The 26,168-nt window shown below is 55.7% G+C and carries 20 protein-coding genes; 1 reads left to right on the top strand and 19 read right to left on the bottom strand.

Going from position 1 to position 26,168, the window contains the following annotated elements; all coding sequences use genetic code 11:
- Positions 1 to 9 precede the first annotated feature (9 nt).
- From OSO_RS50305 to OSO_RS50480, 15 genes are all read right to left on the bottom strand, one after another.
- A complete protein-coding gene (locus OSO_RS50305) occupies positions 10 to 1,299 on the bottom strand; it encodes a DUF420 domain-containing protein (protein WP_010588304.1) in 1,290 nt (429 codons plus the stop codon).
- Positions 1,300 to 1,307: 8 nt separating this feature from the next.
- Entirely contained in the window at positions 1,308 to 2,177 is an 870-nt protein-coding gene (locus tag OSO_RS0139990; protein ID WP_010588305.1) for an ABC transporter permease, read from the bottom strand.
- 160 nt (positions 2,178 to 2,337) lie between these two features.
- On the bottom strand, positions 2,338 to 3,276 hold the full coding sequence (locus OSO_RS0140000) for an ABC transporter ATP-binding protein (RefSeq protein WP_040594060.1): 939 nt from the start codon (positions 3,274 to 3,276) through the stop codon (positions 2,338 to 2,340).
- Positions 3,277 to 3,551: 275 nt separating this feature from the next.
- A complete protein-coding gene (locus tag OSO_RS0140010) occupies positions 3,552 to 3,929 on the bottom strand; it encodes a cytochrome C oxidase subunit IV family protein (RefSeq protein ID WP_010588307.1) in 378 nt (125 codons plus the stop codon).
- A 46-nt stretch (positions 3,930 to 3,975) separates the two neighbouring features.
- Positions 3,976 to 5,046 carry a cytochrome c oxidase subunit 3 gene (locus OSO_RS0140015; RefSeq protein WP_010588308.1) on the bottom strand — a complete coding sequence of 357 codons (1,071 nt, stop codon included), beginning with the start codon at positions 5,044 to 5,046 and terminating at the stop codon, positions 3,976 to 3,978.
- 65 nt (positions 5,047 to 5,111) lie between these two features.
- A complete protein-coding gene (gene cyoE, locus OSO_RS0140020; RefSeq protein ID WP_010588309.1) occupies positions 5,112 to 6,059 on the bottom strand; it encodes a heme o synthase in 948 nt (315 codons plus the stop codon).
- The gene (locus OSO_RS0140025) at positions 6,056 to 7,021 is read right to left on the bottom strand and encodes a COX15/CtaA family protein (protein ID WP_010588310.1); all 966 of its coding nucleotides are present in this window, start codon (positions 7,019 to 7,021) and stop codon (positions 6,056 to 6,058) included. The genes cyoE and OSO_RS0140025 overlap by 4 nt, the downstream gene beginning before the upstream one ends.
- A gap of 49 nt (positions 7,022 to 7,070) precedes the next feature.
- Positions 7,071 to 8,879 (bottom strand): cytochrome c oxidase subunit I, encoded by a 1,809-nt coding sequence (locus tag OSO_RS0140030; RefSeq protein ID WP_010588311.1) that lies wholly within the window; start codon positions 8,877 to 8,879, stop codon positions 7,071 to 7,073.
- Between the two features lie 120 nt (positions 8,880 to 8,999).
- Entirely contained in the window at positions 9,000 to 9,812 is an 813-nt protein-coding gene (locus OSO_RS0140035) for a cytochrome c oxidase subunit II (protein WP_010588312.1), read from the bottom strand.
- 156 nt (positions 9,813 to 9,968) lie between these two features.
- Positions 9,969 to 11,468, bottom strand: a complete 1,500-nt coding sequence (locus OSO_RS0140040) for a c-type cytochrome (protein WP_010588313.1) — start codon at positions 11,466 to 11,468, stop codon at positions 9,969 to 9,971.
- 59 nt (positions 11,469 to 11,527) lie between these two features.
- Positions 11,528 to 12,394, bottom strand: coding sequence for a cupredoxin domain-containing protein (locus OSO_RS0140045; RefSeq protein ID WP_157606237.1), 867 nt, complete (start codon positions 12,392 to 12,394; stop codon positions 11,528 to 11,530).
- A 14-nt stretch (positions 12,395 to 12,408) separates the two neighbouring features.
- On the bottom strand, positions 12,409 to 16,479 hold the full coding sequence (locus tag OSO_RS0140050) for a PDZ domain-containing protein (RefSeq protein WP_010588315.1): 4,071 nt from the start codon (positions 16,477 to 16,479) through the stop codon (positions 12,409 to 12,411).
- A 76-nt stretch (positions 16,480 to 16,555) separates the two neighbouring features.
- Positions 16,556 to 17,941 (bottom strand): cytochrome b family protein, encoded by a 1,386-nt coding sequence (locus OSO_RS46980; protein ID WP_010588316.1) that lies wholly within the window; start codon positions 17,939 to 17,941, stop codon positions 16,556 to 16,558.
- Positions 17,942 to 18,031: 90 nt separating this feature from the next.
- Positions 18,032 to 18,805 (bottom strand): cytochrome b N-terminal domain-containing protein, encoded by a 774-nt coding sequence (locus OSO_RS0140060; protein ID WP_010588317.1) that lies wholly within the window; start codon positions 18,803 to 18,805, stop codon positions 18,032 to 18,034.
- 63 nt (positions 18,806 to 18,868) lie between these two features.
- Entirely contained in the window at positions 18,869 to 20,005 is a 1,137-nt protein-coding gene (locus OSO_RS50480; RefSeq protein ID WP_010588318.1) for a QcrA and Rieske domain-containing protein, read from the bottom strand.
- Between the two features lie 455 nt (positions 20,006 to 20,460).
- Here OSO_RS50480 and OSO_RS0140075 point away from each other — a divergent pair, with 455 nt between their 5' ends.
- Positions 20,461 to 20,709 carry a GlsB/YeaQ/YmgE family stress response membrane protein gene (locus OSO_RS0140075; RefSeq protein WP_010588320.1) on the top strand — a complete coding sequence of 83 codons (249 nt, stop codon included), beginning with the start codon at positions 20,461 to 20,463 and terminating at the stop codon, positions 20,707 to 20,709.
- Positions 20,710 to 20,868: 159 nt separating this feature from the next.
- Here OSO_RS0140075 and OSO_RS49240 read toward each other — a convergent pair whose 3' ends face one another.
- The 4 genes from OSO_RS49240 to OSO_RS0140100 form a co-directional block, all read right to left on the bottom strand.
- Complete coding sequence (locus OSO_RS49240) at positions 20,869 to 21,639, bottom strand: CvpA family protein (RefSeq protein ID WP_050986314.1); 771 nt, start codon at positions 21,637 to 21,639, stop codon at positions 20,869 to 20,871.
- Between the two features lie 245 nt (positions 21,640 to 21,884).
- Positions 21,885 to 23,714 carry a GspE/PulE family protein gene (locus OSO_RS0140090; protein WP_237729402.1) on the bottom strand — a complete coding sequence of 610 codons (1,830 nt, stop codon included), beginning with the start codon at positions 23,712 to 23,714 and terminating at the stop codon, positions 21,885 to 21,887.
- Between the two features lie 282 nt (positions 23,715 to 23,996).
- A complete protein-coding gene (locus tag OSO_RS0140095; RefSeq protein WP_010588323.1) occupies positions 23,997 to 24,383 on the bottom strand; it encodes a hypothetical protein in 387 nt (128 codons plus the stop codon).
- A 205-nt stretch (positions 24,384 to 24,588) separates the two neighbouring features.
- Positions 24,589 to 25,929 (bottom strand): coiled-coil domain-containing protein, encoded by a 1,341-nt coding sequence (locus OSO_RS0140100; RefSeq protein WP_010588324.1) that lies wholly within the window; start codon positions 25,927 to 25,929, stop codon positions 24,589 to 24,591.
- Between the last annotated feature and the right edge of the window lie 239 nt (positions 25,930 to 26,168).

Raw genomic sequence — 26,168 nt, forward strand, 5'->3', positions numbered from 1 at the left:
GAACAACCCTCAAGGAGCCGTGCCGGGCCAGTGGTAGAGCATGACGTAAATCATAACGCCTGTCACGGATACGTAAACCCAGATTGGAAATGTCACCTTCGCGATGCGGCGATGACGCACCCAATCTTGCCGCCACGCTCGATAGAGAGTCATGATCGCCAAAACCGGAACGACTGCCGCCAGAACGACATGCGTCAGCAGGATCGCCAGATATGACGTACCGAGCAGCGTGCCGCTGTGGCCAAATCGTTTTCCGGGCTCGCCCGTGTAGACATGCAGTGCGTAGTGGTAGGTCAGGTAACACCCCAGAAATATGATCGACGTGACAAACGCCGAAATCATCACCCAAGCATGTTCTGTCCGACGTTTTTGCCGGATTAAACCATAACCCACGAGAAGCATGATTCCCGCCAAGCCGTTCAAACCCGCATTCACAGCTGGTAGGGTCGCGGCCCACGCAGGAAGTTTGCTCAACGGGTTCTCGTCATCATCCGTTAGAGTCGCGCTGTTGGATACGGGCTTGATCAAGCGCTTCAGATCCTTACGAAGCTTCGCCATCTCGTCGTCTTTTTGAGCATTGTACTTGCCGACGATTTTTCCGGCTGCGTTGACCAGCATGATGTTCGTCGAATGGATGATCTCGAATCCCGGGATGCGCGCGTCACCCTTGGCTTCTTCCACGGGCATCTTGAAGCTGCGTTGAATCAGCCCATAGATGTCGGTCTGATTCCCCGTCAGGAATTTCCATCGCTCAAAGTTCGCGCCCTGGTCACTGCCATACTGTTTCAGGACATCTGTGGTGTCGCGTTCGGGATCAACGGTCAAGGTGACCAGGTTAAAATCGAACTCTTTCAGTCGATCCTGGATTTCGCGCATCTGACGCGTGACGTTTGGACAAGGGCCCAGGCAGTGCGTAAACACGAACGCGATCAGGAATGGCTTGCCCAGCAGGTCCTGTTTCGTCACCGTCTTGCCGTCGGTGTCCGTGAACGAGAAGTCTTCAATTCCTTCCGCGTCCCAAGGGCTGTCGTCTTTTCCCTCGGCGACCTCATGAGCGGCAAAGCTTCCATCCTTCTGCGGAACAAGCTTGATCTGCTTGGTGGCGCGGCCGTCCTGGGTCTCGAGCGTAATCGAGTTCGGCTCGGACTGAGCCTGGGATGCTTTCTGTCGTTGCTGCACCCATAGCCAGAAGAGACCGGCGAAGCAAAGTACCCATAGCAATCCACCTGTGATCAGGCGTGTGCGAGTTCGTTTTTGTCGTGCTGAGATCTCGCCGGCGGCGAGGTTTTCACCTGTCATGATAGTTCCTAACGCGCGTTGAATGCACTGGGACGCCCAGTCATCCAGATCGCAATCGCGACATAAACTGCGGCTGAAATTAAGGTGACCGACACACTGAGCCCCAGCGATGGCAGGTTCGCGACGGCATCTGTGTTTTGTGTGATCAGCCGACGAAGTCCTGACGTCCCGTAGGTTAAAGGATTCAGCCGGATAATCCAGGCGAGCCACCCTGAAGAGGGGGCTGGAAAGAATGATCCGGACAATAGCCACATGGGCATCAGAAAGACGCTCATGATCGCATGAAATCCATGCGTTGAATCCATCGGCCACGCGATCACATAGCCGAGCGCGGTGAGTGAGAACGCAACCAGCGACAAATAGGCAATCACCAGTGGCAGGTTCAGCCAGGTTAAGCCTGTGGTAATCTGTGGAGACAGTCCGACGAGTGCGAGGGCCGGGCCGACGGCCAGAAACAATACGGCTTGGAGAACGGCCAGCACCGTGCCTCCACAAACTTTGCCCAGCACCAAAGCGGCCCGGGGGACGGGGGCAATTAAGACCCCCTGCAAAAACCCTTCTCGTCGATCTTCGATAATCGAAATGGTGGAAAAGATCGCAGTGAACATCACGATCATCACGGCGACACCTGGAAAGAAATACTCTTGATAAGAGATCCCCGCTGGTCCCTGAAACGATCCGCTCAGGCCTGCTCCGAATAGCACCCAAAAAATGATCGGCTGGCCCAAGGCCCCCACAATTCGCGTCCGCTGACGTAAAAAACGAACCAGCTCGCGCAGCGCGAGTGTATAGACCGCCAATCCCATGGACGGCTTCAAGGCCGGTGCAGTCCGCATCGCCGGAGGCTTCAATGTCAGGCGATCAATAGTATTGGACATCCCATTCTTTCCTACGTCCCTCGTTTTTCCTCGTTCCCAAGCTCCCGTTTGGGGACGCTCCCTGCGATTCCGGTTCCTACAGAGCGGGAAAGTGGCCCGCATCCATGAGGGCGTAAGAGGCGTCCCCAAGCGGGAGCTTGGTAACGAGGAACTCACCCACTCAATCCTGCTCTGACTCCCAGAACCGATGACCTGTGCGGACGATGAAAACGTCCTCCAGAGTTGGCTTGGCGAGTGAGATTGCCGTGATCTCGTCGGGAAACGCGGCCACGATATCGCGCAATAGTTCGTGACCCGCCTCGCGCTCGATTTTCAGTGTATCACCCAGTCGACGCGGAGTGATCTGGAATCGCGTGGCAATCTGTTCGGTGAGCCGATCCGGGCATGGTGATTCAATCGTCAGGCAATCGCCGCCAACGGTCAGACGCAATTCATCCGGTGAACCCAGCGCGACGAGTTCCCCGCGATGGAGAATGCCCAGCCGATCGCAGCGGTCGGCTTCCTCCATCAAATGAGTCGTGACCAGAATGGTTGTTCCTTCTTCACGACGCAAACGGAATAAATACTGCCACAGATCGCGTCGGGCACCCGGGTCGAGCCCCGTACTGGGTTCATCCAGCAACAGGATACGGGGTCGATGCAGCAAGCTTTTGGCCACTTCAACTCGGCGCTTCATCCCGCCAGACAGCGTATCGACGCGATCACCCTGGCGGTCGGAGAGTTCTAGCTGTCCGAGAATCTCATCGATTCGGGCTGAAGCAGATGACCCCGCCAGTCCATAGAGATGTGCCTGGTGCCGCAGGTTCTCTGCGACGGTCAACTTCCCGTCGACGCTGGGCGATTGAAACGTCACGCCGATCACATGGCGGACGGCATCGGCTTGCGAAGCCAAGTCCAAACCCATCAGCGACGCCCGCCCTGTTTTCAGTGGCAGCAATGTCGCAAGCAACCGAAAAAGCGTCGATTTTCCGCCGCCATTAGGGCCCAGCAGTCCAAAGATTTCGCCACCAGGAACGTCAAAATCGATCCCGCGCAGCGCTTCGCGGTCTCCGTATCGATGATGAACCCCGGCAACACTCACGGCGATGTGATCTGACATCGCATTCTCGGTCAAGGTCTCGTACACGGTCTTCCAGGTTCTGCCCAAGGGGCTGTTGCAAACTGATGATGCTCCAATCAGTTTGCGGATTCTGTGCCTCTGGCGATGCCAGTGCGCGTCCTGAGCCCCATTGAGAATGAAACGCTCATCGAATCCGAATCGCTGACAAAGAACTTGTCACCCGTGATGCCATCGCGGCTGACAGAAATCCTTCGTCAGTGAGATCTTGTTTCACGCGGGTATCCGTTCCCGTCGAGTGCCCAAAGGGCAATCGATCAATGATGCTCTGCGGCATGTTCGCCATGCTGCAGGCTCGCTTCATGTTCCGCGTAGTCGCGAATCTGCGGGACATCAGGAGTATAGTAGGTTTCCCCAATGTCGGGTCGTAGCGAAAGCGGCAGTGCCAGGGCCAGAATGATCGTGGGGGCGAGCAGCAGATATTTCCATGCACGCTCAAACTTGAGGTGCATGAAGAACATCATGACGCACAGTGCCTTGGCGGTCGCGACGGCCAGGACGATCCCTCCCAGCAACACCTTATTCTCGAGATGAACGAGGTCCGCGGCGACAGAGACGATCGTAAATCCAACCAAAGCAAGGAACACACGGAAGTACGCCGCACCGTGGGATTCTGGATGATCGTGATCAGACATGGCGAAGTTCTTTCAAGACAGGAATGACGCGCAAGTCATCAACGAATCAGATGATGTACAGCAAAGGGAACAGGAAGATCCACACCAGATCCACAAAGTGCCAATAGAGTCCAATGTTCTCAACCAGCACCGAATCGTTGATCGACAACCGACTTCCCTTCATCAAGATCAGCGCGAACATAAACAGTCCGACGATCACGTGAATGGCATGAAAACCGGTCATGAGGAAATAGTTCGACGCGAAAAGATTCCCGTACAGAATTGGGTGTGCCGGAGTCAGGCCATGTGCAAGTGTTGCCAGTTCTGACGACTTGGTTCCATCGGCAGCCTTATCATTCACCAGTTCTGCAACCTTGTGATTCACTTCGTCCAGTGTCACGGGTGGGTATTTGCTGGGCGCGTTCTCTTCCTTGCGAATGTCATTGAATTTCTCGGCGGGAACAGTCAATGACAAATCCGATCGGACATGGTCCTTCAGGCTGACGTATTCCTGATTCAATTTCGCCAGCGCCTGCAGTTTGGCCAGTTCTGCCGTTTCCGCGGGACTTCGATCAGCCTTTTCCGTCAACACCTTAACGCGTGCATCGAGAGACGCTTTTTGATCTTCACGGGTGAGGACTGGATTGGACTCATATTTCGAACCCAGCGGAAATACGGCGCTCAACCGCTTGTCCATCAGCACGCCGAACTGATTCACCACCTTGTCCATCGCCTGGCGGTTATTTTCGGGAATATGTCCTGGCAGAATGTCGTGCTCGAATTTGCCAGCGTACTCGATTCCCTTGATCCCCAGAAACACGCATCCCAACACGAATGTGTACAGCATGTAACGCCAGGCCTTGGCGTACTTGTTAGTCAGCAGGCAATCGTGCGAGAGCACGACGAGATAGCTCGAGACGATCAGCACGAATGTATTGGTGCCACCCAAAGCGATGTTGATGTGCGTGACGTTGGTGTCGGTTGGCCACCCCTGCGACCCCATGCGCATCACGATGTACGTGCCGATAAAGGCCGTGAAGAACATGATCTCAGTGCCCAAAAAAAGCCACATCCCGAGCTTGGCGTTCGGAATGGGGATGCCCATTTTGAGAGTTGGAGCGGCTATGGCGTGTGTCATGTCAGTCTCATTCGCAACGAGAGTCGTTCACGTCCTGATGGAGCAGCAGGGTCGCTCAATTTTCGTCAAAACCGATCCAGCAATCGCTGGTGATCCCAAACCAGGACCAGCAACAACGCGGGCAAGTAAACCAGTGAAGTCAAAAGAAGTCGCCGGGCACTTGTCCGGGTTTCGTTCCACGCAAACAACATTGACGCAGCCAGATAGGCGATTCCCAACCCTAGTGCCACGCTCGAATAGAACGATCCCGCCATGCCGAACTGGCTGGGAAGCAGGCTGACCGGAATCAATCCCAAGGCGTAGACAACGGCGAGGAGTCCTGTCACCCGAGGAAGCGACTTTCCAGCAGGCAGCATACGTAGCCCGGCCTGGCAATAGTCATCTCGATACAGCCAAGCGATCGCGAAGAAATGCGGGAATTGCCACAGGAACAGCGTTCCAAAAAGGGCGAATGCACCGTAATCCAGTCGCCCCCCTGCCGCAGTCCAACCCAATACCGGAGGCAACGCTCCAGGAATCGCGCCGACGACTGTGCAGAGCGACGTGTATCGCTTCAGAGGTGTGTAAACACCCGCATAAAGCACAAACGTCATTCCGGTCAGCAACGCAGTGAGTGGATTCACGAACACCGTCAGGTACGTGCACCCGATGATGGCGGCGAGGAATCCGACGATTAGCACTTCCGACGGGGCCAGCCGACCTGATGGCAGTGGACGATTCTTCGTCCGTCGCATCCGTCCGTCGGTTTCGCGTTCGATCCATTGGTTGATGGCCGATGAGCCGACGGCAACGACAGCGATTCCCAGGCAGGCATGCAGCAACGTGATCGAAACGGTCGACGTTTCCATCCCAAGGACATACCCGCAGGAAACCGTCAGTAGCACCATCATCGAGATCTTCGGTTTGACGATCTCAAGATAGTCGGCCACACGCGTCACAGGTTTGGAAATGGCTCCATACTCCGCCGCCTTGGTGACGTCGGACGAGAGGGGAAGCTGGGAAACGGTGCTCATGTTGTCGCCCCCGCTACCGAGGTCGCGACTTTCGTCGTCCGTTGATCCTGATGAAGCGGTTTGACCGCCCAACTACAAAACACCGCCAGCACGCCAGACATCAGCGTCAGCAGTCCCACAACTTTATGCATCGAACAAATCACAATCTGAGCCGGAGAATCCTGTTGGGCAACAACGCCCCAGGACGGCACACCGTACTTCACGTACCAGGTGGCGAGCCCCACCAGGGATTGAACGGCGGCCAAACAGAGTAAAGCCGTGGCACAGCGCCGCAAATGCGGCGATTCGGTGCCTTTCACAGCGAAAAAGAATAACACGGTCATGAACACGACGGCCAGTGCGAACCAGGGATGAACCATCCACGCCCAGGCAAATTGGCCGCGTTCACGTAAATGTCGCAAAAATCCGCCCATCACGTACTGGGCGGCAATGGTTGCCAACAGCACATTGGCGGTTCCCGAAATACTGTGGCTCTCGTCGATCGATGTCAGCCGAGGTCGCTGATCCCAGCCCGGACTGGTGATCAGAATCAAAGTCGCCATCAGGCTAAAAACCAGTGCCGCGAAATCACCGTGTAATAGGGCGAGCAATTGCTCGTCCATCAGCACACGGGCACCACCCAGCATTCCCTGAGCAAAGACCGCGAGAAAGATACCCGTGGCCACGGCGCGAACCGAGCGACGACGGTCCAGGCACCACGCCGCAATCGTCAGTGACAGGCTCAGCAGGCCGATTGTCATTCCCGACAGCCGATGGCCATGCTCAACGAATTCATCGCGAGCTGATGTGAGCCAGGGATACGCCAGCATGTTATAGCCGTCCGACGAAGGCCAGTCGGAAAAGATCATGCCTGCTTTTAACGTCGTCACGATGGCGCCCGTCGTGACAGGCAGCAACAGAGTGAGCACGGCAGTCAGCCATGCAAACCGGTGCAGCCAACGCGACGGAGGTGTTGAGTTCATGGAAGCGATCAAACGTGGTCAGAGTAAAGGTTGTTGGATGCGAAAAACACTAGTGGTCTTGCAACGCGACGCGCTGTGCCAGCGGCACATAATCCGTCTGCATCAGATGATCTTTGTCACCTGCGACGGGTGATCCGTATTCGTATGGTCCGTGATAAACGATCGGCGGAATGTCAAAATTGCCATGTCCCGGCGGCGAAGGTGCCGTCCATTCCAATCCATTCGCACCCCACGGATTTCGACCACACTTGGGCCCGAAGAAGATGCTCAGGAAGAAATTGCCAAGTAGCAGGAACTGGGCAAATCCCATCAGGAATGCGGCGGCCGTCATGAACTGATTCATCGGCAGCAAGTGTTCCAGATAAGGGAAATGATAGGGATCGGCGTAGCGGCGTGGCATCCCCGCGATACCCAGCATGTGCATCGGATAGAAGGTGCAATTGAATCCGATAAACGTCAGCACGAAGTGAATCTTTCCGACAGTCTCGTTCATCATGCGCCCGAACATCTTCGGGAACCAGAACTGAACGGCGCCAAACACACCGAACAACGTGGCACCGAAAATCACGTAGTGGAAGTGGGCCACGATGAAGTAGGTGTCGTGGATGTAGATGTCGACCGGCACCGCGGCCATGAAGATGCCGCTCAATCCGCCGATGATGAACATCGAGACGAATGCCGTGCAGTTCAGCATGACGGTATTGAATTGAACTCGACCGCCCCAGATTGTACCGATCCAGTTGAACGTCTTAATGGCCGAGGGCAACGCGATCATGATGGTGCTGACCATGAAGGTCATGCCAAGGGCCGGATTCATGCCGCTCAGGAACATATGGTGTCCCCACACGATAAATCCCAGTCCGGCGATGGCCGCCATCGAATAAACCATCGGCTTGTAGCCGAAGATTGGCTTGCGGCACATACAAGCCAGCATGTCGGACACCATCCCCATCGCGGGCAGTAGCATGATGTACACGGCAGGGTGAGAGTAGAACCAGAACAAGTGCTGCCATAGTAGCGTCTGCCCACCCCCCACCGTCGGCGGCGCGTTGTTGACGACGATTCCGGCGGGGACGAAAAAGCACGTACCAAGCAACCGGTCGGCCACCATCATGAAGCCTGCCGCGGTCAACACCGGCAAGGCAAACGCTTGCAGAATCGCCGTGATGAACATCGACCAGATGGTCAGCGGCATCCGGAACAACGTCATGCCCGGTGCACGCATGTTGATGATGGTCGTCATATAGTTGACCGAACCCATCATGGACGAAACACCAACGAACGTCAGACCCATCAGCCAGAACGTTTGTGCATTGCGCGAACCCGGTGCCGCCTCACTGAGCAGTGACAGCAATGGATATCCCGTCCAACCGGCCGCCGGTCCACCGCCATGCATAAAGAAGCTGGCGCCGAAAAAAAATATCGCTGGCCACATGAACCAATAGCTCAGCGCATTCAGCGTCGGAAACGCCATATCGTCGGCGCCGATCTGCAAGGGAATCAAAAAGTTGCCGAAGGCACCGGCCAGAACCGGAATGATCACCAGGAAGATCATGACTGTTGCATGCATCGTGAACAGCATCGTATAGGCGTCCGGCGAAATCTGGCCGCCATCCCCTGCAAAGACAATGTCACCGAAGATCGGCATCCGTTCCCAGGGACGTGCCAACTGCCAGCGAACACCGAGCGCCAGTCCTCCACCCACCATCATCATCAAGAGGGTGGTGACCAGGAACTGTTTCCCAATCATCTTATGATCGGTTGACCAGATGTAGGTGAAGAAGAAACTTTGCGAGTGACCGTGATCGCCATGTTCGGCGTGTCCCGCATGTTCCAGTGTCGGATTGAGAGTGCTCATATTCGATCTGCTTTTAGAGAACGTCTACGATTTTGTGATCGTGTCCGAGTTTCGCGTTCGCGGAACCCAACCGCATGGGCGGCGACCAGAGGTGTGTCGTGGTCACCGTGTGATGCCTGTCTATTCCGCCGGCTTGCGAAAGCCGTCATCAAATTGCTCTGCCGAGACCTGGTCTTTCCAGGCGTCGAAATCTTCGGTCGAGTGCGCGACCAGTTTGGCTTTCATTTTGTAGTGTCCCCAACCGCAAAGTTCGGCACACAACATTTCGTATTCCCGGGTATCCGTGACGTCGAACCATACGGGAATCAACTTTCCAGGCACCGCATCTTGTTTCACCCGAAGCTCTGGGACGAAAAACGCGTGCTGGATGTCGTCGGTTCGCAAGGTGATGGATACCAGGTCCCCCGTCGGGACGTGCAGTTCATTGACTGAATACAGGTCATCCGGTTGAGGTGTGGGCTTCAAAACCTTCCCTCGAGCCGGATACCGGATTCGCCATTCAAACTGCCGCGCCGTGACTTCTGCAACGGCGACAATTTGCTTCGGCGATCCGTCCCGGTTCTTCACGAATCCCTTGATACGGTAAGCTGCCCACACATCAAGCTGGTACAGCGCAATGAACAGCAAAATTGCCGATGGGACAATCGTCCAGATCACTTCCAGGCTATGGCTGCCGTGCGAGAACCAGACTTTTTCGTCCTGCTTGATCGTGGCTCCGCGCCATAGGGCATATCCCAAAGCGGCATTCGTGCCCACGAAAGTCACGGCGACAATCACCAGGATCAGATAGAACAGATCGTCAATCTTGCTTCCGAGCGTTGAATGAGCCAGGCCGTCGCCAGGGAACCACCAATTCTGGCTTGGCGAGATCCACGAGACCACGAAGATGATGACCGCGGTCAGAACGAAAAAGATTGCCCAAAATCTGCCCACGATATGTCGCCTTTGTTACTCCGCCCGCTGCGGCGTCGTCCACTGGAGGATTCATCTGCCGAATCGACGGTTGCGATGCGGATCGCAATCCAATGCTTCGCCCGAGTTGTTAAGGGGTTCGTGTCGAACCGCTCAACGGCTCCTCATGTTTTGCTGCTAATGTGCAGGTTTCTCGTCCAGTTTCGCCATGTTTCCTCCGGGTGCCGCCGGTGAAGGAGGACGCGAATAAGGAAGACTCATCACGAAATTCACGAGATCCCAGATCTCTTCATCTTTGAGTGCCGTACCGCCGAATGCCGGCATGGGTGTGCCTTTGATGCCCGCGTACATCCGACGAAACAAATCCACTGGTCGGCGGCCGCCGCGATACTGACCCAGTGTCAAGTTTCTCGGCTTCAGTTGATTGCCCCATTCGTCATGCAGACCACGGTTTGCGTATTTTTCTGTTGAGCCCGGCTTTGGCCAGAAGTCCTCGGTGGCACCTCCATCGCCTCGACCTGTCTCACCATGGCACGTGTAACACTTGGTCTTGTCAGACATGTAAAGAAGTCGGCCACGCTCACGAGAAGCCACCGTATCTTCGACCCGCTGAACCGTGGGAACGATGATCGAGTCCGCTTCTTCGGCTCGTGTCCAGGCCTGAGCCAGGATGTCCACGGTTTCTTCAATGACGGCGGGTAATTCTTCTTTTGCGAATTTGGCAAACTCGCCATTCGCCGTCTTGATCGCTTTGTTCAAGCTTGGTGGACGTTCTGCTTCTTCCTTGTTCTTTTGCTTTTCTGCATACGCTGTGTTGGCTTTCGCGGTGGAATCGGCGATCGATTTTTCTGAATAGTCCGACGATAGTTCCGCGGTCAGCCGTTTTTCGAATTCACCACGGATGGCGAGCCAGCGGACGTACTCGATGACCGCTTTCGTTTCTTTGTCGCCCAGCAACAAGAACGAGGGCATATAAGTGCCGGGGATGCCGTACGCCACGATCCGATGCAGGTCGTCGCGGTTGGCTTTTTCGCCTGCCCGCGTCGAAGTGAATTTGAACTGCCCGTTCCGGTAATCGCGGGGACGTGGATTCAGGAACTCACCCGTTGGCCCGGCACCGTCGCCTGTCACGCCGTGACAGTGCATGCAGTTCTTCATGTAGACATGACGACCCAATTGAAGCTGTTCGCCAAATCCAAGGATGAACCGATCGCCCGCGGCAGGTGACTCGCCCTTATTGACGAGTTGCAGTTGGCTCGTTTCATTCTGGAAGATGGCCACATGACTGGGCTTGGACTTCTCGCCCGACAAGCCGCCCGTCAGCCAGACCACTCCCGTGCCATGCTTGATCTTGCCCGCTTCTTCATCCAGTTTCACGACGATCGATTTGTCGTCGGTAACGGACTCGACGGTCCCATTGATTCCACCATACGCGACCGGAAGTCGTTCCCACGCAACCAGATCGTTCGGGGTTCCGAATGAGTCGTTCAGCGTCGCCTTCACCGACTTCTTGGCATCCGAGATCAAATCTTCGGTCGTCGCGCGAAACTTGAATTCCGCTGGCGGACCGGCTCCACAGCCCAGACTCAGTAAAGTGAATCCACAGGCCAGCAGGCCACCAAACGCGTGGCGTGCTGAACAGGGCCGTGAGAAAGGAGAAATCTTAAAAAACATCATTTGCACCGTCAGTGCTAAAACGTCGAACTCAGTCAAATACCGGATCTCGCCCTGCGGGATTACTTCCCGAGTTGTGAGGGGGACACTTTGATCGTCAGCGGGTCATTCTCACCCGGCTTGATCGTGACGACCAGTGCCTTCTCCAGCAATCCTCCAGCTTCATGCCAGACTTTGAACTCATGCTTTCCGGCAGGAAGATTTTGAATCTCAAATGTCCCATCTTCAGCGCTGATCGTCGCGAATGGATGATCGATCGGCAGGTGATAAGCGCGCATCCACGAGTGGATGTCGCAAACCACTGAAAACGGTTCCTGCTCGGCCTGTTTGTAGATCAACGGGGCCCCCACGGAATCGTGAGGGTTCACAATTTTATTGAAATCCGTGTTCTTCTTGGCGTTGGTATGCGTGTTGTGAGCAACCCCATCGCTATTCAAGACACGAATCTCTTTTCCGACTGGGACAATCATGGCGTGTGGTTTGAACACGCAATTCTTCTGATCAAAAATCAAATTCCCCGCTGGAGCGGCGTCGCCAGTGATCTTCGGAGCCTTACGCAAATAGATGAACACATTCGCCAACCCGCCATCTTTGACGATGATCGTCTCATTCGGCGCTTCCGCCGCGGCGCAAACAGCCGCATCCTTCACATCCGCTCCTTTCGCATAAAGCGGAGGCAATGGCGTGAATGCTCCGTTGTATTCCACCTTGCCTTTGAGCGTTCCCACTCCGTCCGTGACCGTGACCTCTGTCGTGGTTTCTGCGGGGGTCTCGCTCTCCGCTGCGGCTTCGCCAACCTTGCTGGGTTTGAACCGCACGGCGGCCTTTAAGTTCGCGCCTGTGTTCAACTCGCAACCCACGGTCGTGAACACGAACGAACAGACCACCAGCCCCGCACAGACGCGGAGGATCGAATCACAAGTTGGCATGACAGCTTTCAACATTAATCATCACCTCCAGCAACGGGTGGAGTCGGTTGAGACTCCGTCTTCCCTTCACGCTCCATCAACTTATGGTAATTGAAGAGCGCGTCCCTCAGCGAAATGGTCTGTTTATGACCATCGTCACCGAAAATCTCGGGGAAGCGAGGTTGTGAACCCGCCTGTTGCGGCGGTAGCGGTACGGGCATCGACGTGTACGGCGTAATCCACTGTGGTTTGTAGAGCCAGAGCAACGTCCAATCGGGTCGCAATCGGTCACCGGCGAAGTCCAGGTTTGGACCGCGAATGTCCGTGGCGGGATTCGAGATTTTCACCTGTTGACCGCCCACCGAGTGGCACTTGATACACAGCGGGGCATTCAACATTTTCCAGGATTCACTGAGATAGTCATTCTTCTTGTCAGGGAAGGCCGTGTGGAATTCCACTTCCTTGCCATGCACATATTCCGGTTCACGTTCTGCGATCAACTGATAAGGGTACTGTGCCCCATCAACCGCAGCGAAGTAGTTCGCCAATGCCTGGGCTTCCTCGTCACTCATGTTGAAACGAGGCATTCGCAGCACTGTCGTATGCCGAATTTTGCCAGGATTCCTCAGAAAGTTAAACAGCCAAGGAGTTTGAACCTTCGTCCCCTCTTTATAAAGCGGGGGAGGTGACATTTGCCATGCCAGTGTCCGTTCCTTCGCCTGTTTCGTATCCACCAGTCGATTCACCAGCCATTCGGCATAACGTCCACCGCGGGCAGGCTCGATCCCGTCCAGGTTGGCGGCCGGGAAAATGAACTTGTGCGTCGGCAGGAAGTCCTTACCTGCTGCTTTAATCGTCTCCCAAAGCTCGACCACGTATTCCTGATCCTCTGGCGGATCTTCCGGGTTCGGACTGCTTGTGACCATTCCATTGAATTGTAGCACCGGCAGCGATTTTGACCCTTCTTCGGTTTTCACAACCTTTTGACGGCCAGTAAGCCCACTGCGCGCTGGACGCAAGTGCATCAACAGATCAACTGCACCGGGGTATTCCGCCGACGTGTCCGTCGCGGTCAAGCTGTCGAGATCAGCTCCATATCGAATCTTCGGCATTTCCAGCATATGACAGCCGGAACAATTGTACTGCTGAATCAATTGTTCACCGCGGATCGTCGCACCCGCAGCTCCACCTGGGTTATACAAGTATTCCGTCACGGGCGGTTCGGCCGTCAACCCCAGGATAAACGTCGCGATCGCGTCGATCTCGTCTTCTGAGAACGGGAATTTCGGCATTCGCAGACGGTCGTCATAAGACGACTTCGTTTCGACCGTCTTGTAGTCATAGCTTCGTGGCTGTCGCAGTTTCTGCCACAAGAAGCCGGGGCGGCCATGATGCGTCAGGCTCTCGTAGTAGAACGCTGCAGAAAGTTCCCGGTCTTTTTCCTGTTCCTGCTTGAAGTCGCCTCGCTCAGCCCGGCCGATCGCCTCTTCGACACGCTCGTACAGCGAGCCATCGGCGACAATTTTCAAATCTTTCTCGTGATCCGCACGCCAGACTTTCAGTGACAACTCCGACCCGACCACGCTGCGACTCAACTGATCGCGTAGTTGATCAGGGTTCGTAATCGCAACGCCGTCGATGTTCAGGATGACGTCGTCCAATTCCAGCTTGTCACCGACAGGCGGATGCCCCGGTTTGATTTCGGAGACACGTGCGCCCGTGACGGAAGCCAGCTTCAACCGTTCGGCTTGTTTCGCATCCATCGCTTCAAACCGAACACCCAAATCCTGGTTGCCGTGATGGTGCAGGTATTCATGGATGTGCTCAAACGCCAGACGCGAACGATCCTTCTTGCCCCAGTCCTGCAAGGCGGTACCAATCGGACGACCTGATTCGTAGTTGGGGATGTCGTGGCAGCCGTAGCAACCATACTTCGTAATCGTTTTTCGACCGACGTAGGTCAGCTTTCGCTGCTTCCATTCTTCGATCGAGAACTCGCCATTCTTCCCGACAAGTTCGATTTCGTCGGTCTTGATGGCGTCTGCGGCGATTGGGAATTTGCCCGTCTTCATCAGTTCATCAATCTGATGAACGGTCAGCATCTTGCTGAGCATGGAACGAACAAGTCCGTCCAGAGCGGCGTCATCAACCAGGGGCGTCTCGTATGAAGCCGTCGGCTTGAAACTGGCCGGCTCGCCATCCAGCTTCAGCAAGAACGCGGCAATGTCCGCAGCCGGATCGATCGTGCCACTGGCGGTCGTTTCCGCATCCAGGAACATGTGCGGCATCTTGGTGCGGGGGTGATAACGCTCTGGCTCTCGAATCCAGGTGTAAAGCCAGTCAAACCCGGCCTTGCCTGCTTTCAGCTTCGCGTGAATCTTGGAAAGTTCAGGACCAAACGTCATATCAAGGCCGGCCACCGCGGCGTGCGAATGGCAGTTGACGCAGCCCTTCAGTGCGAAGAATTCTTGACCACGCGCTGCATCGGGCTTGTAGCCGGCGGCCGGTGACAAGGTCTCGAACGCTTCCGACTTCGATTGCAGATAGTGCGTGATCCCGGCGATCTCGACGGGGTTGTTCACATGGGCCAGATGATCGACTTGATTGTCGAGTTTAAAGAACTGCGGCATGCGCGTCGTCGGACGGAACCGCTTGGGCTCTTCCGTCCAATACGCGATGAACCCGGGATCGGATTTCGATGCCGAGTGGCGAAGTGATGGCCCCACTTTTCGCATCTTACCTGCAACTTGCAGCGGATCCTTCGCGATTCGCTCGGCTTCTTCCGACGTCGATGGTTCCAGACGCAGGTCTGGGCCGACGATCTTCGTCCCGTCGAATCCCGAAATGTCATGACAGCCGAAGCAGCCATAGGTCTTTACCAGTTCCCAGCCGCGATGCACCTTGGGTGCGGTCGGGCCGAACTTCTGATTGACGCCAAGTTCCGACACGTTGACGTGGCACTTGATGCATCCCGATTCCTGGAATCGTTGGGGATACATCGGATGCTCCCAGAAGTGATTGTCAAACCACTTGTGATCGTGAGCCCACTTCTCCATCTCCGCCGGATCGTTTGGCGTGTGTGAGGCATTCGTGAACGACGTTCCCGACCCCTGCCCTTCGTGGCAGACCGTGCAGCCAAACTTCGGCAGCGGATGCGGGCTGGATGAGGTCAGATACAAGTCGAGTCGAGGGTGTGATGCGTAGGGGTGCGGGTACTTGCCGTCTTCTCGTTTTCCCAGCGGATACGCGGGGGCCGTTCCCACGTTTACGGTATCAATCATGGCGTGACACGTGCGGCAGCGGTCGAATCGCGAGACCTTGGTCATGCCACCCAGGTCGATTTCCAGTTTCGGCATCCAATCCTGCGTGATGCGCTCGCGGCCGTTAAACCCGTCAACGATCGGCATCTGCATCAACTGCAGCTTGGCGCTACGCAAGGTGCCGTCGAGCCACGTGGACGTGCCGTCCCAGTTCGATTTCTCAGGAGCAATTTTTTGAATCGAGGCATGGACCAGTGAGATTTCGGCTTCGGCTTTTTTGAGCTCCAGTTCGGCCGCGTCACGCTGTGCGGTCACCTTGGCCACGGCTGCCTTGGCCTGACTGGCTTCGTATGCCAGTGCGACGTACTCGGCTTCCATCGTCTTGACGTGCGTTTCCTTGTCATTGAAGCTTTTTTCGAGCTTCTCCAGGTTGGGAACGTTGTCTCGGACACCCAGGTTGTAGTCGGCGCGAGCCACATCGCGTTCGGCGCGACGCAGCTTCAGGGTGCGCAGATGACCGTCCGCTTTCTGCTTGGCCGTTTCTGCAGCCTTCTGCAAATTGGCGAGTTCCGATTTGTTGTCTTTCAGCGCGTTTGTCGCGGCATCGACCTTGGCCGACAATTCTTCGACGGACTGTTTGAATCGCGGGTCACTCTTGATGGCCGTTTCGCGCGCTTTGTCACGGTCGGCCTGATACTCGAAGGCGGTACGCTGGTACGTGCGCCATTCGTCGTTGTAGTCCGCCCACATCATCCAGAAGGTGACCCCCAACAGCACGATCGCGCTGCCACAGAACACCTTGTGCATCGATTTGAGGTCGCGAAGATAATCGTCGGTTGCCGGCATGATACCGAACCATCCTTATGAGTCGTCGTCGACAAAAAAGGCCGTCGTCGCGCCCGACGAGGACCTCATACCTTTGTCAAATATTGAAGAACCATTCCGGGATCGCCACGATGTACTTCAGATTCACGGCCCACCGCAGCACCATCTTGATTGGCAATGACATCATCATCAGCATCAGGTTGGCCAGGACCATGTATCGCAGGAAGCCCATCCGGATGTAGAAACTGCGAAAAACAGTGATCGCCATCAGGTTTGGCAAAGCCAGCAGGTACAACGCGACCGCCAGCAGTCCCACGAACTCACGCAAGATGATGATCGGTGCCTGGACTGCGAAGGTGGCGCCCGGAGGTACAGCCGGCAATTGCATTCCCAACCACTCGATCCAGAAAAGCTCTGAAAGGTTGATGTTGTTCAGCAATTCCAGTTTGTGAACGTCCCAATATTCATAGGGGCTGAAGAAGTTCCAGTTTGGCCCACGCAGAAATGTGCCGAGCACAATCATCGCGACCCACAGCGGCAGGAATCCGAAGAGGAACGTCGAGACTGCAAATTTTCGCTCGTTGAATGTGTAGTAGCCGTTGCCCAGTTTGTTGAAATCGATGTACGGCACCGCCATCAAACCGACCAGAATCACGCTTGGAAGCACCACGCCGGCCATCCACGGATCGAAGTAAACCAGCATTTCCTGCAAACCCAGGAAGTACCACGGCGCTTTCGACGGATTGGGTGTTTTTGCCGCCGACGCCGGCTCTTCCAGTGGGGCTTGAAGCACGATGCCCCAGGCGATCAGCACCGCCGTGACCAGCACCATGCAGACGAGCTCAGTGTAGACCAGATCCGGCCAGGTCAACACTTTTTCATTGTTCTCTTGCTCGATCAAGGGCTTACCGGCCGCCTTGCGGGCGTCGTTCTCGACCGACTTCTTGAAGTACAGCCAGGTGAAAAAGCCGACGATGTAAAGCATCGCCACGATCGGCACATTGTCCGGCTTACCGACAATCTGGCGAAAGTCGTAGTCGGTGATGCTGAGAGCCAGAAACAGAATCGAGAAATTGAGCAGTAGCCAACCCGCCGTCGGGGTCGTCCACCATTTTCTCAGTACGATCATCAGGATGTAGATCGTCATTGAACCAACGAAGAAGGCAACCGGGTTGGAGGCCTTGTTGATTGGAGTCTTCAGAATCTCGGGCATCACCAGCGAAAACTGCTGAGGGTTGTTCCAGCCGGTCAAGTGCGTGATGGCGACCATCAACAACAATCCGGCATACAACGCCCAGAATGCCGCATACGGAACTTTCTGTCCCTCGCCGAGCAGGCCACCCATACGTATGTTGCACATGCCATCGTGGACCAGGCTGCGGTGAGCCCAGAACGAATTCATGATGAACAACAGCAAATAGACCCACCCCAGCCCGTAGATGACCGAAGCAGTAAGATCGGGGTTATGTATCAAATGGTCCATAGTGCTTGTCGCCAGCCACCTAAACTTGTCCACCCACTACGCCACGATTCGTCACGTCACAGGTTCGTCCGTGATCCCCCCTCGCATCGATCACAGCGGCTGGCTGATGCCCCCGTCCTTACGGACACGCCAGAAGTGAATCGCAATCAACAGCGATACCACCAGGGGGATGGCAACGCAGTGCAGAATATAAAACCGGTTCAATGTGGCTTCACCCACGAATCGGCTGCCAAGAAGCAGAAAACGTGCATCGCTACCGTTGGTAATCAGGTCATAACCGCCGATGTTGAGCAGCTGAGCGCCAGGTCCTTCGTATCCCAGGAACGGTGTGGCGCGTGCCATGTTCGAACCGACGGTGATCGCCCAGATCGCCAACTGATCCCACGGCAGCAGATAGCCTGTAAAGGACAGCAGCAACGTCAGCACCAGCAGCAAGACCCCGATGACCCAGTTGAATTCGCGAGGCGGTTTGTAGCTGCCGGTCAGAAACACGCGATACATATGCAGCCAGACGGTGATCACCATGGCATGGGCCGACCAGCGGTGCACTTCCCGCATGATTCCCAGCGTGGTGACATCGCGCAGTGCAAGAATGTCATTGAAGGCGAATTCCAGCGTCGGACGGTAATAGAACATCAGCAACACGCCCGTAATTGTTTCCACCAGAAACAAAAAGAACGTGATTCCGCCCATACACCAGGTGTACGACAGCGCAATGCCCTGTTGCTTGATCGACACTGGATGCAGATGCAGGAAGAAGTTCGTCAGCATCACGACGATGCGATTGCGACGATCGACCGGCGCGGGATGCCGAAAGATGCTCTTCCAGATCTGTGAACCGCGAATATAGTCACCAACTGACATCGAACGATTCCCGAGGAGATCCCGTCAAACACCCGCGACACCGGATACGCTAAGTTCAGGCCGTCAAACCACGTTCACGAACGAGGTTGGATCGGTCCATTGACCCATTTCTTCCTGGAATTTCACGCTCTTGTTGACTTCGAGCATGCCATCCTCGGCGATTCGTAATCCCGCTCGTTCCAGTGGACGCGGTGCGGGGCCTTCGAAGTTCACCCCGGTGATATAGAAGCCTGACCCATGGCAGGGACATTTGAATTTCTGTTCGCCATCCAGCCAGTTCGGCGTGCAGCCCAAATGAGTACAGACGGAGGTCAACGCGAAGATCATGTTGCGGCCTTCATACTGATCGGTGTGAACGATCCAGATGCCGAATTGATCTTTCCATTTGTTGGAAACGGTGTTGATCGGATAGTCAGACAATGGCCCGACTTTGAATTTGGAGGGTGGTTCAACCAAGACATTTGGGAACATGAATCGTGCGGTTCCCAGCGTCCAAATTCCGCCGATTCCGAGCAGCGATGCCCACGCGGCGGCGAAAGGAGTCATCAATAACGCCCACACCAATGCCCCGGAGACAAGCAACATCTTGCTGCCGAGCATGAACCCCAAGACAAAACAGGCGGCACTGAATATGGCGACTGTCGACAACCCGGCGAGTCCTCGTCGGACTGGTTCCGTCTTTCCAGCCTTGGCCGTTGCGACGGGCTTGGCCGGCATGGGAGGCGCTGCGACGGATGCTGCTTTGGCCGGAGCCGCCGATGCAGGTTGAGCGGCCATCGTCCCCGCTTTACCTTCCCGCACGGCTTTCAACATCTCTTGAACGGAGGGACGAGGACCTGCTGCGGCCGCTGCTGGAGCTGAAGCCGCCGGGGTTGTAGAGGCTGAAGCGGCAGGAACCGGGGCCGCCGCGGGTGTCACTGACGCTGCGGCGGCGGCTGGTTTGGCTCCGCCTGCACGGATCGCAGCGAGGATATCTTTCGTTGAACCGGGCTTGGCACCGGGTGCCGCCGGTGGCTTTGGTGCAGGAGCAGCGGCTGCTGGAGTCGCTGCCGCGGGAGGCGAAGTGCTGACATCAGCCGCAGGTGTTGCGGGTGCGTCCGCAGGAGCCCCCTGGGTTTCCCCAGCAGCGGCTGCCGCGGCTGCTTTCTGGGCTCGGATTTTCGCGAGGATATCGGCAGTGGAAGGCTTTTTTTCTTCCATGATGCATTCGACCCATAACGAGTGAGTTGGGCGCGGCAATGATGTGCTGGGATTGGGACGATGCCGGGATTCTGGCAAGATCACCAAACGCTGACAACCAAACAATATTGAGGATGCGGGAATTTCTCAGAAGCAAGAAACATTTGCGGCGGGAAGACTTGCGAATTCTCGGTTCACAGAATCAAGTCGTGTTTGCGCGTTCCTGTCTTGGATGTTTCCATACTTCACTGCTCGTTTCGATCCTGAATCGTGGCGGCAACTCACCTCAATCTGATCAAAGCTTCACACGCAGTTCGACGTTTCTTCTGTCTCAGGCGTGTAGACGGTGGCGTTTTGTTCAAACCGATGATTCCCGTAAGCTCCCCGCAATGACACGCTTGAAATCAAATGTCATTGAACCTCATCTTACGTAGCAAGTTTAAATCAACGTCTTATTATCAAGTGGAGGTCTTGTGGTGCATCTTTTCTGGAGTATTGTCATCGGGATCGCGGCAGGTTGGTTGAGCGGCAAAATTATGAAAGGTCGCGGCTTCGGGTTACTCGGCGACCTGATCGTCGGAGTTGTTGGTGCCGTTGTCGGTGACGTCTTATTCGGCGCACTCGGATTACACGCGGAAGGGCTGCTGGGCAATCTCATCGTCGCAACCGCCGGTGCGGTCGTGCTGATCTTCGCCGTACGGATCATCAGCAATCACAGCCGATAAACCGCACCATCGATGTGAGATCGGGCCTCATTTTGAATCTGGCTTCGCCTGAACTCGGCACACATGCGCAGGTCTCTCACGTCGCAAGTTTCACCTGCGCGACAGACCTCTGAAAAGCGCATGCGACTTCGCGCATGGGGACGCCGCCGTCCCGCCGGTTCAGAATCCAGGATTCACGTTGCTGGGGCTTCCGCCTCCAGGTGCATTTTGGGCGGGTGGGATGGAGATCGGGGCTGGTGGTGCCACCGGTGAAAGGTTTCGGGCAATGCGATCTCGTCGCATGGCATAGCGGATGGGGAAGGACGGCCAGATGACTTGCGGTGAGTCTCGACCAGACAGATCTTTCGCAGAATACGGTTTCAGCGGATTGCCGACGACTTCGTAACGCCCGTCGAAGATATGTGGCATGTACGCGGCTTTGATGTCCCGATTCGCACTGGCATAGAGTATCGACCGGGCCAGTGGTCTCTCCGAAACGTACTGCGTGAATCCCAGCCATTGACGATCCGGTGCGCCACCAAAAAAGTTGTTCCGCTCGGGCTCAAATTGCATGAACTCGCGTGGAAGCGGCGCGGTATGCAGGGCGGTGAGCAGGAATGCCATGGTGAGATACCCGGTACCGGCCCCGACGAGCCATCGGCCCAGCGAATCAACGGCCGGAATCACCTGGATATAGCTGGGGGCCAGATTCTCACAGCCGAGTCTCAGTGCGAACTCGACGCCAATGAAGAGCCCCACCAGTGCGACCACATCGGTGTACGAGTCGGGAAGAAACGCTTTCAATTGAACCGCGAGTGGCTCGAAAAAGTTCATCGCGATCAGGGCGGCCAGCAGGGTGCACAAAAACGTTTCAACGGCACCCCAGATGCCTTCGTTCGCCACCATCCAGGTGACCACGCCGACGACAATCAGGCAGGCGATGTCGATCATGATGCTTGACGCTCGGTTGAAAAAAGGACTCGGAAAATCGGGCATAATTCACAGAAATCATCAGGACCGCGTCGGTTCAGCCCGACGGCTTTGCGTCCGTCATTCGTCATTGTTTCCACGCCGGGGAATGACGTCTTTTCGTCGCAACAAACACCTGGCAATCGAAACGCATCCGCGTCCAAGGAATTCATTGTCGATGAAAATCGGTCTGTCCCCCTCACTGGCCTGTGGACGATGGTCTGTCGTCATTTGACGACTCGCAGTAATTCGTCCAATGAGGTCGTTCCTTTGACGACCAGACGCAAACCTTCTTCTTTCATGTACAGCATCCCGTTCTTGCGTGCTTCGGCCTTGATCGCCGTCATATTGGGGGTTTCGCGAATCAGGTCGCGCAAGCGGTCGTTGATCACCAGCAGTTCGAACACGCCGACACGACCGACAAAGCCCAGCCCGTTACAGGTTGGGCATGAGCCTTCCGGATCTTTGGGTGGTCGATAGAACTTGTCGACCTTGTCGGGCGGAAGCCCGATCTTCTGCAGCAGGTCCGCCGATGGTTTGTACGCCTCTTTGCAATCCTGACAAAGTTTGCGTACCAGGCGTTGGCCAAGAATGGCCGAAATGGAACTCGCCAGCAGGAACGGCTCTACTTCAAGGTCGATCAGGCGGAACAGGGCTGCAATGGTGTCGTTCGCATGAACGGTTGAGAACACCATATGGCCCGTGTTGGCGGCCTGACACGAGATTTTGGCTGTATCGCCATCGCGGATTTCACCGATCAGTACGACGTCGGGGTCCTGGCGAAGAATGCTTCTCAGGGCCGTCGAAAAGGTTTGTCCCGCTTTCGTGTTGATCTCGATCTGCGTGACATTCGGCATCTTGTATTCGACGGGATCTTCGACCGTGATGATGTTGTTTTCGAATGCATTGATCTCTTGTAGAGCTGCGTACAGCGTCGTTGATTTACCGGCGCCCGTCGGTCCGCAGGTCAGAAACATTCCATGCGGCTGGCTGACAATGGTCTGCATCTGCTCGACCAGTTGTTTTCGCATTCCCAGATCGGCGAGCGTTCGTACCGAATTTCCCTGATCGAGAATTCGGATCACCATTTTTTCGCCGCCTTGCAAACCCTGGGTCGCAACGCGAAAGTCGATTTCGCGGTTTTCCATTTCCGCCCGGAAACTGCCGTCCTGGGGCTTTCGGCGCTCGGTGATGTCCATCGCCGACAAGACTTTGAAGATATTGATCAACGCATCCCCGGTGGCGCGATCAAATGGCTCGGCCGGATACATGACACCGTCGACGCGAAGCCGTACCGACATCTCGTGTTCACGTGGTTCCAGGTGAACGTCGGTTGTTCGTCGCAGGATCGCGTCGTAGATCAGTTCGCGAGCGGCAACGTAACCGCTTGAGCTTTCCACTTGTCGGGATCGGTCGATTTCGCCGGCCCCTTTGCCAGACTTGCCGATCAGCCGAATCGGAGGTCCGCCCGCATGGCTGCGCAGCTCTTTGGAATTGAACTTCATTCCCAGCCGTGATAACAGTCGCATCGCGACCAGTTTCAGATGCCGTGGCGTCAGAACCTTGGCCGAATCGGGAACGCGTTTGTTTCGCTCCGCGACATAGATGCCCATCGGCGTCGCGTAGCCGGCGGTCATGACCAGGAAGCTCAGGAAAGGACTTGGGGCGCATAAAGACAGGACAAATCCAACCAATCCGGCGAACAGGAAGATCGTGTTCCAGACCTTCGGGCGAACCTTCAATTCCCTTGAGTCCGTATCGATCCATTCCGCCGTCCAGACCCACAACACGAACAAACCGATCAAATAGGCCAGTTTCAGCGTGTGGAAGTAAAAGCCCACATGACGCGGATCTTGCGGATGATTTCCGCGATAGAACGGGCCTGGAACCGGTGGGAAGCTATTTGCGTTCCGTGCCACGGTCACCACGGGGCCCTGGGCATTCGCCGTTCGAGCCTCTGTCAGGATCACGCCAAACATCACCGCGATGATGCAGAGAACCGAGAATACTGAGGAAATTCGCATAGGGTGGGCCGCTTGAACAGTATTCATTTCCATCAGGACAAAATCCCATCAGCCTAACGGGAATCGAATACGGGAGCCGCAAAAAAGCTGCAGCCTGTTTAAAAAAATGTGGAAATCATCCACAAGTCTTTACCGATCCCAGTACGTCAATTCCCTTGGTTGCAGGTTCAAGCGGCTAAGTGAGTCAGGTCGGATGAGGACTCGTACAGAGAAACAAGGTGACGTCCATGACGGATCGAAAGTTCCCAGGGTGGCGCCTTGCTTCGAATTCTTCTTTTTTCCAGTGCTTTAACAGGCGGCTAAGGCGATCCAGAGTTACGGCGTCTCTTGATGAAATTCCGCCCAGCGATCCCAGGCATAGGACCATTCCATCCACATTCGCATGACCGACCACAGCAGTCGCATTCTGGACATTTGATCGGCAGACATCCGACCTGTCGATTCCATGGCACTCTTGGCGGCATTTGCCAGCTCCCAGCGGGCACCCAGAGCACGACAAAGTCCATCCGCCGACAGGTCGGGGTCGGCGTCCTCGCGAGTGTAACCCGCTCCATTGGCGGTGACAAAGAGCGTAAAGAGTTCGCTTCGAAACGGATCGATTTCCAAAGGCTTCGTTTCTCGTTCCGCCGTAAGGATCAGTTCTTCGACGCGATTCAGGATGCGAGTGGCCAATTGATCAGTTTCATTTGCAGTGGCGGACATAAGGCGATGATCCTGTGTTAGTCAAGACATTGACGGTTAAAAATACCAGATGCCAAGACCGGATGAAATTGACCCATCGTGACAATGGCAGGAATTTCGTGGAAACCGGCACCCGACAAAAGAAATCGACCCGGGCCTTTGCAAGGTCCCGGGTCGATTTGATCATTCCATCGGAATCGTCATCGGCCACGATTCGTCGGCCACATTATTCATCGGTGGGTGTCGGAACGATTCCGGCTGACTCCTGGGCCGTCTCTTCAGCGAACACGCTGCTGATCGGGGCAGGACGGGTTTCGAGGCTGTTTTTCGTGACGCGGGTTGCCGTGCGGCCGTCGAGGATGCTGCGAGCGGCATGACGCAATTCGTCGTCGCTCAGGCGGCGAAGATTGCCCAATTCCGCCAGCGGCTTCATCATCCGTGCGACTTTGGCAACCGAGGTTTCCATCAGGCTGATCTCAACCAGATCGCGTCGGAAATCCCCCAGCGAGTGGATCTGGGCGGCCAGTTCTTCGCGGAAGTTGCTCAGGATTTCGAGCGTCTGAATTGCTTCGGCGACCGATCGCGTCTGAACTTGCAGAACATTTTGCATCTTCAGCATGCCATTCAGGTTCTCTTCCGATGTCGCGACATTCAAGTGCTCATCGATCAGCTTGCCCTGCATCTTGAGGATGGCGTCCAGGTTCTGTTCCGAAGCATCCAGGTTCAATTCGCCGCCGATCAGCTTGCCGTTCAGGCCAATCAAACGCTCGGCCCGTTCAGTTGCGATCTCGGCCTGTTGCCCACCTTCCGCGAGCCGTCGCTGCAGTCCGGCCAGCTTGCCGGAGACGGCTTCGGCGGCTTCCAAGTTCTGTGCGGCGTCGTTCAAACCGGATTTCAGCGCCGCCAATCCATTCAGGCTCGCTCGTGCCGATTCAAGATGTTCGACTTGCTTGCGCAACTCGGCACTCAGTTCGACCAGTTGCTTGAGCGACGATTGAGCCTGTGCGAGATCCTGTGCCTGCGAACCTGCGGTCTCTTTCAGTTCGATCATCTCGTCCAATGCCGTCGCGGCGGTCTGATGCGTTTCCTGCTGCGCGACAACCGCATTTTCGAGAGATTGGATCAAATTGAAGGTGGTCGTTGCTTCGTCCGTGATGGTTCGTTGATCAATGATTCGGGCGTGCAGTTCGTCAACGCCTGCGATGGCTTTCGAGACGGCGTCATTCTGAGCGGCCACTTCGATCACGTCACCGCGGAGTTGTCGAATCGATTGTAAAGCGAGGCGGGCGTCGGCCACCTGACCTTGCTGGGCACGCAGGCTCGACAGCAGGCTGTTGGCTTCCCACACGTTCTCGCTGGTGGAGGCCAGGGTTTCCATTCGTTCTTCGACCGTCGACAGTGCTGATTTCAGATGCGAAATCTCCAGCGACATTGGTCGTGCGACCAGGAAGTGCAGTCCGAGGAATCCGATCGTGATTCCCATGAACAGCATCAGCCAGGTTTGCTTAAGTTGTTCCGCCAGTTGGTTTTCGATCGTTCGCGTTCTCGAGTGTTCGGATGTAAACATGGAAGTCTCTCCCAATTCCGTTGATTCCAGTTGCTTTTGGGGTGGTCCTGCAGACCAGGTAACAGCCGTCCGATGCGAACCAGCGGCGCGCTGGTGGTGCTTGACAGTTTTTTATCGCCCAACCAGTTCGGCAATCTTTGCCGATTGACCAAGAGATATCGCCGTGTTGCAAACGATCGCGGGAAATGGATCGATTGTGTGGGTTGCGCTTGCTGGCCATCATGCTGACGTGGATTTCA

Source organism: Schlesneria paludicola DSM 18645 (genome assembly GCF_000255655.1).
Taxonomy (GTDB): Bacteria; Planctomycetota; Planctomycetia; order Planctomycetales; family Planctomycetaceae; genus Schlesneria; species Schlesneria paludicola.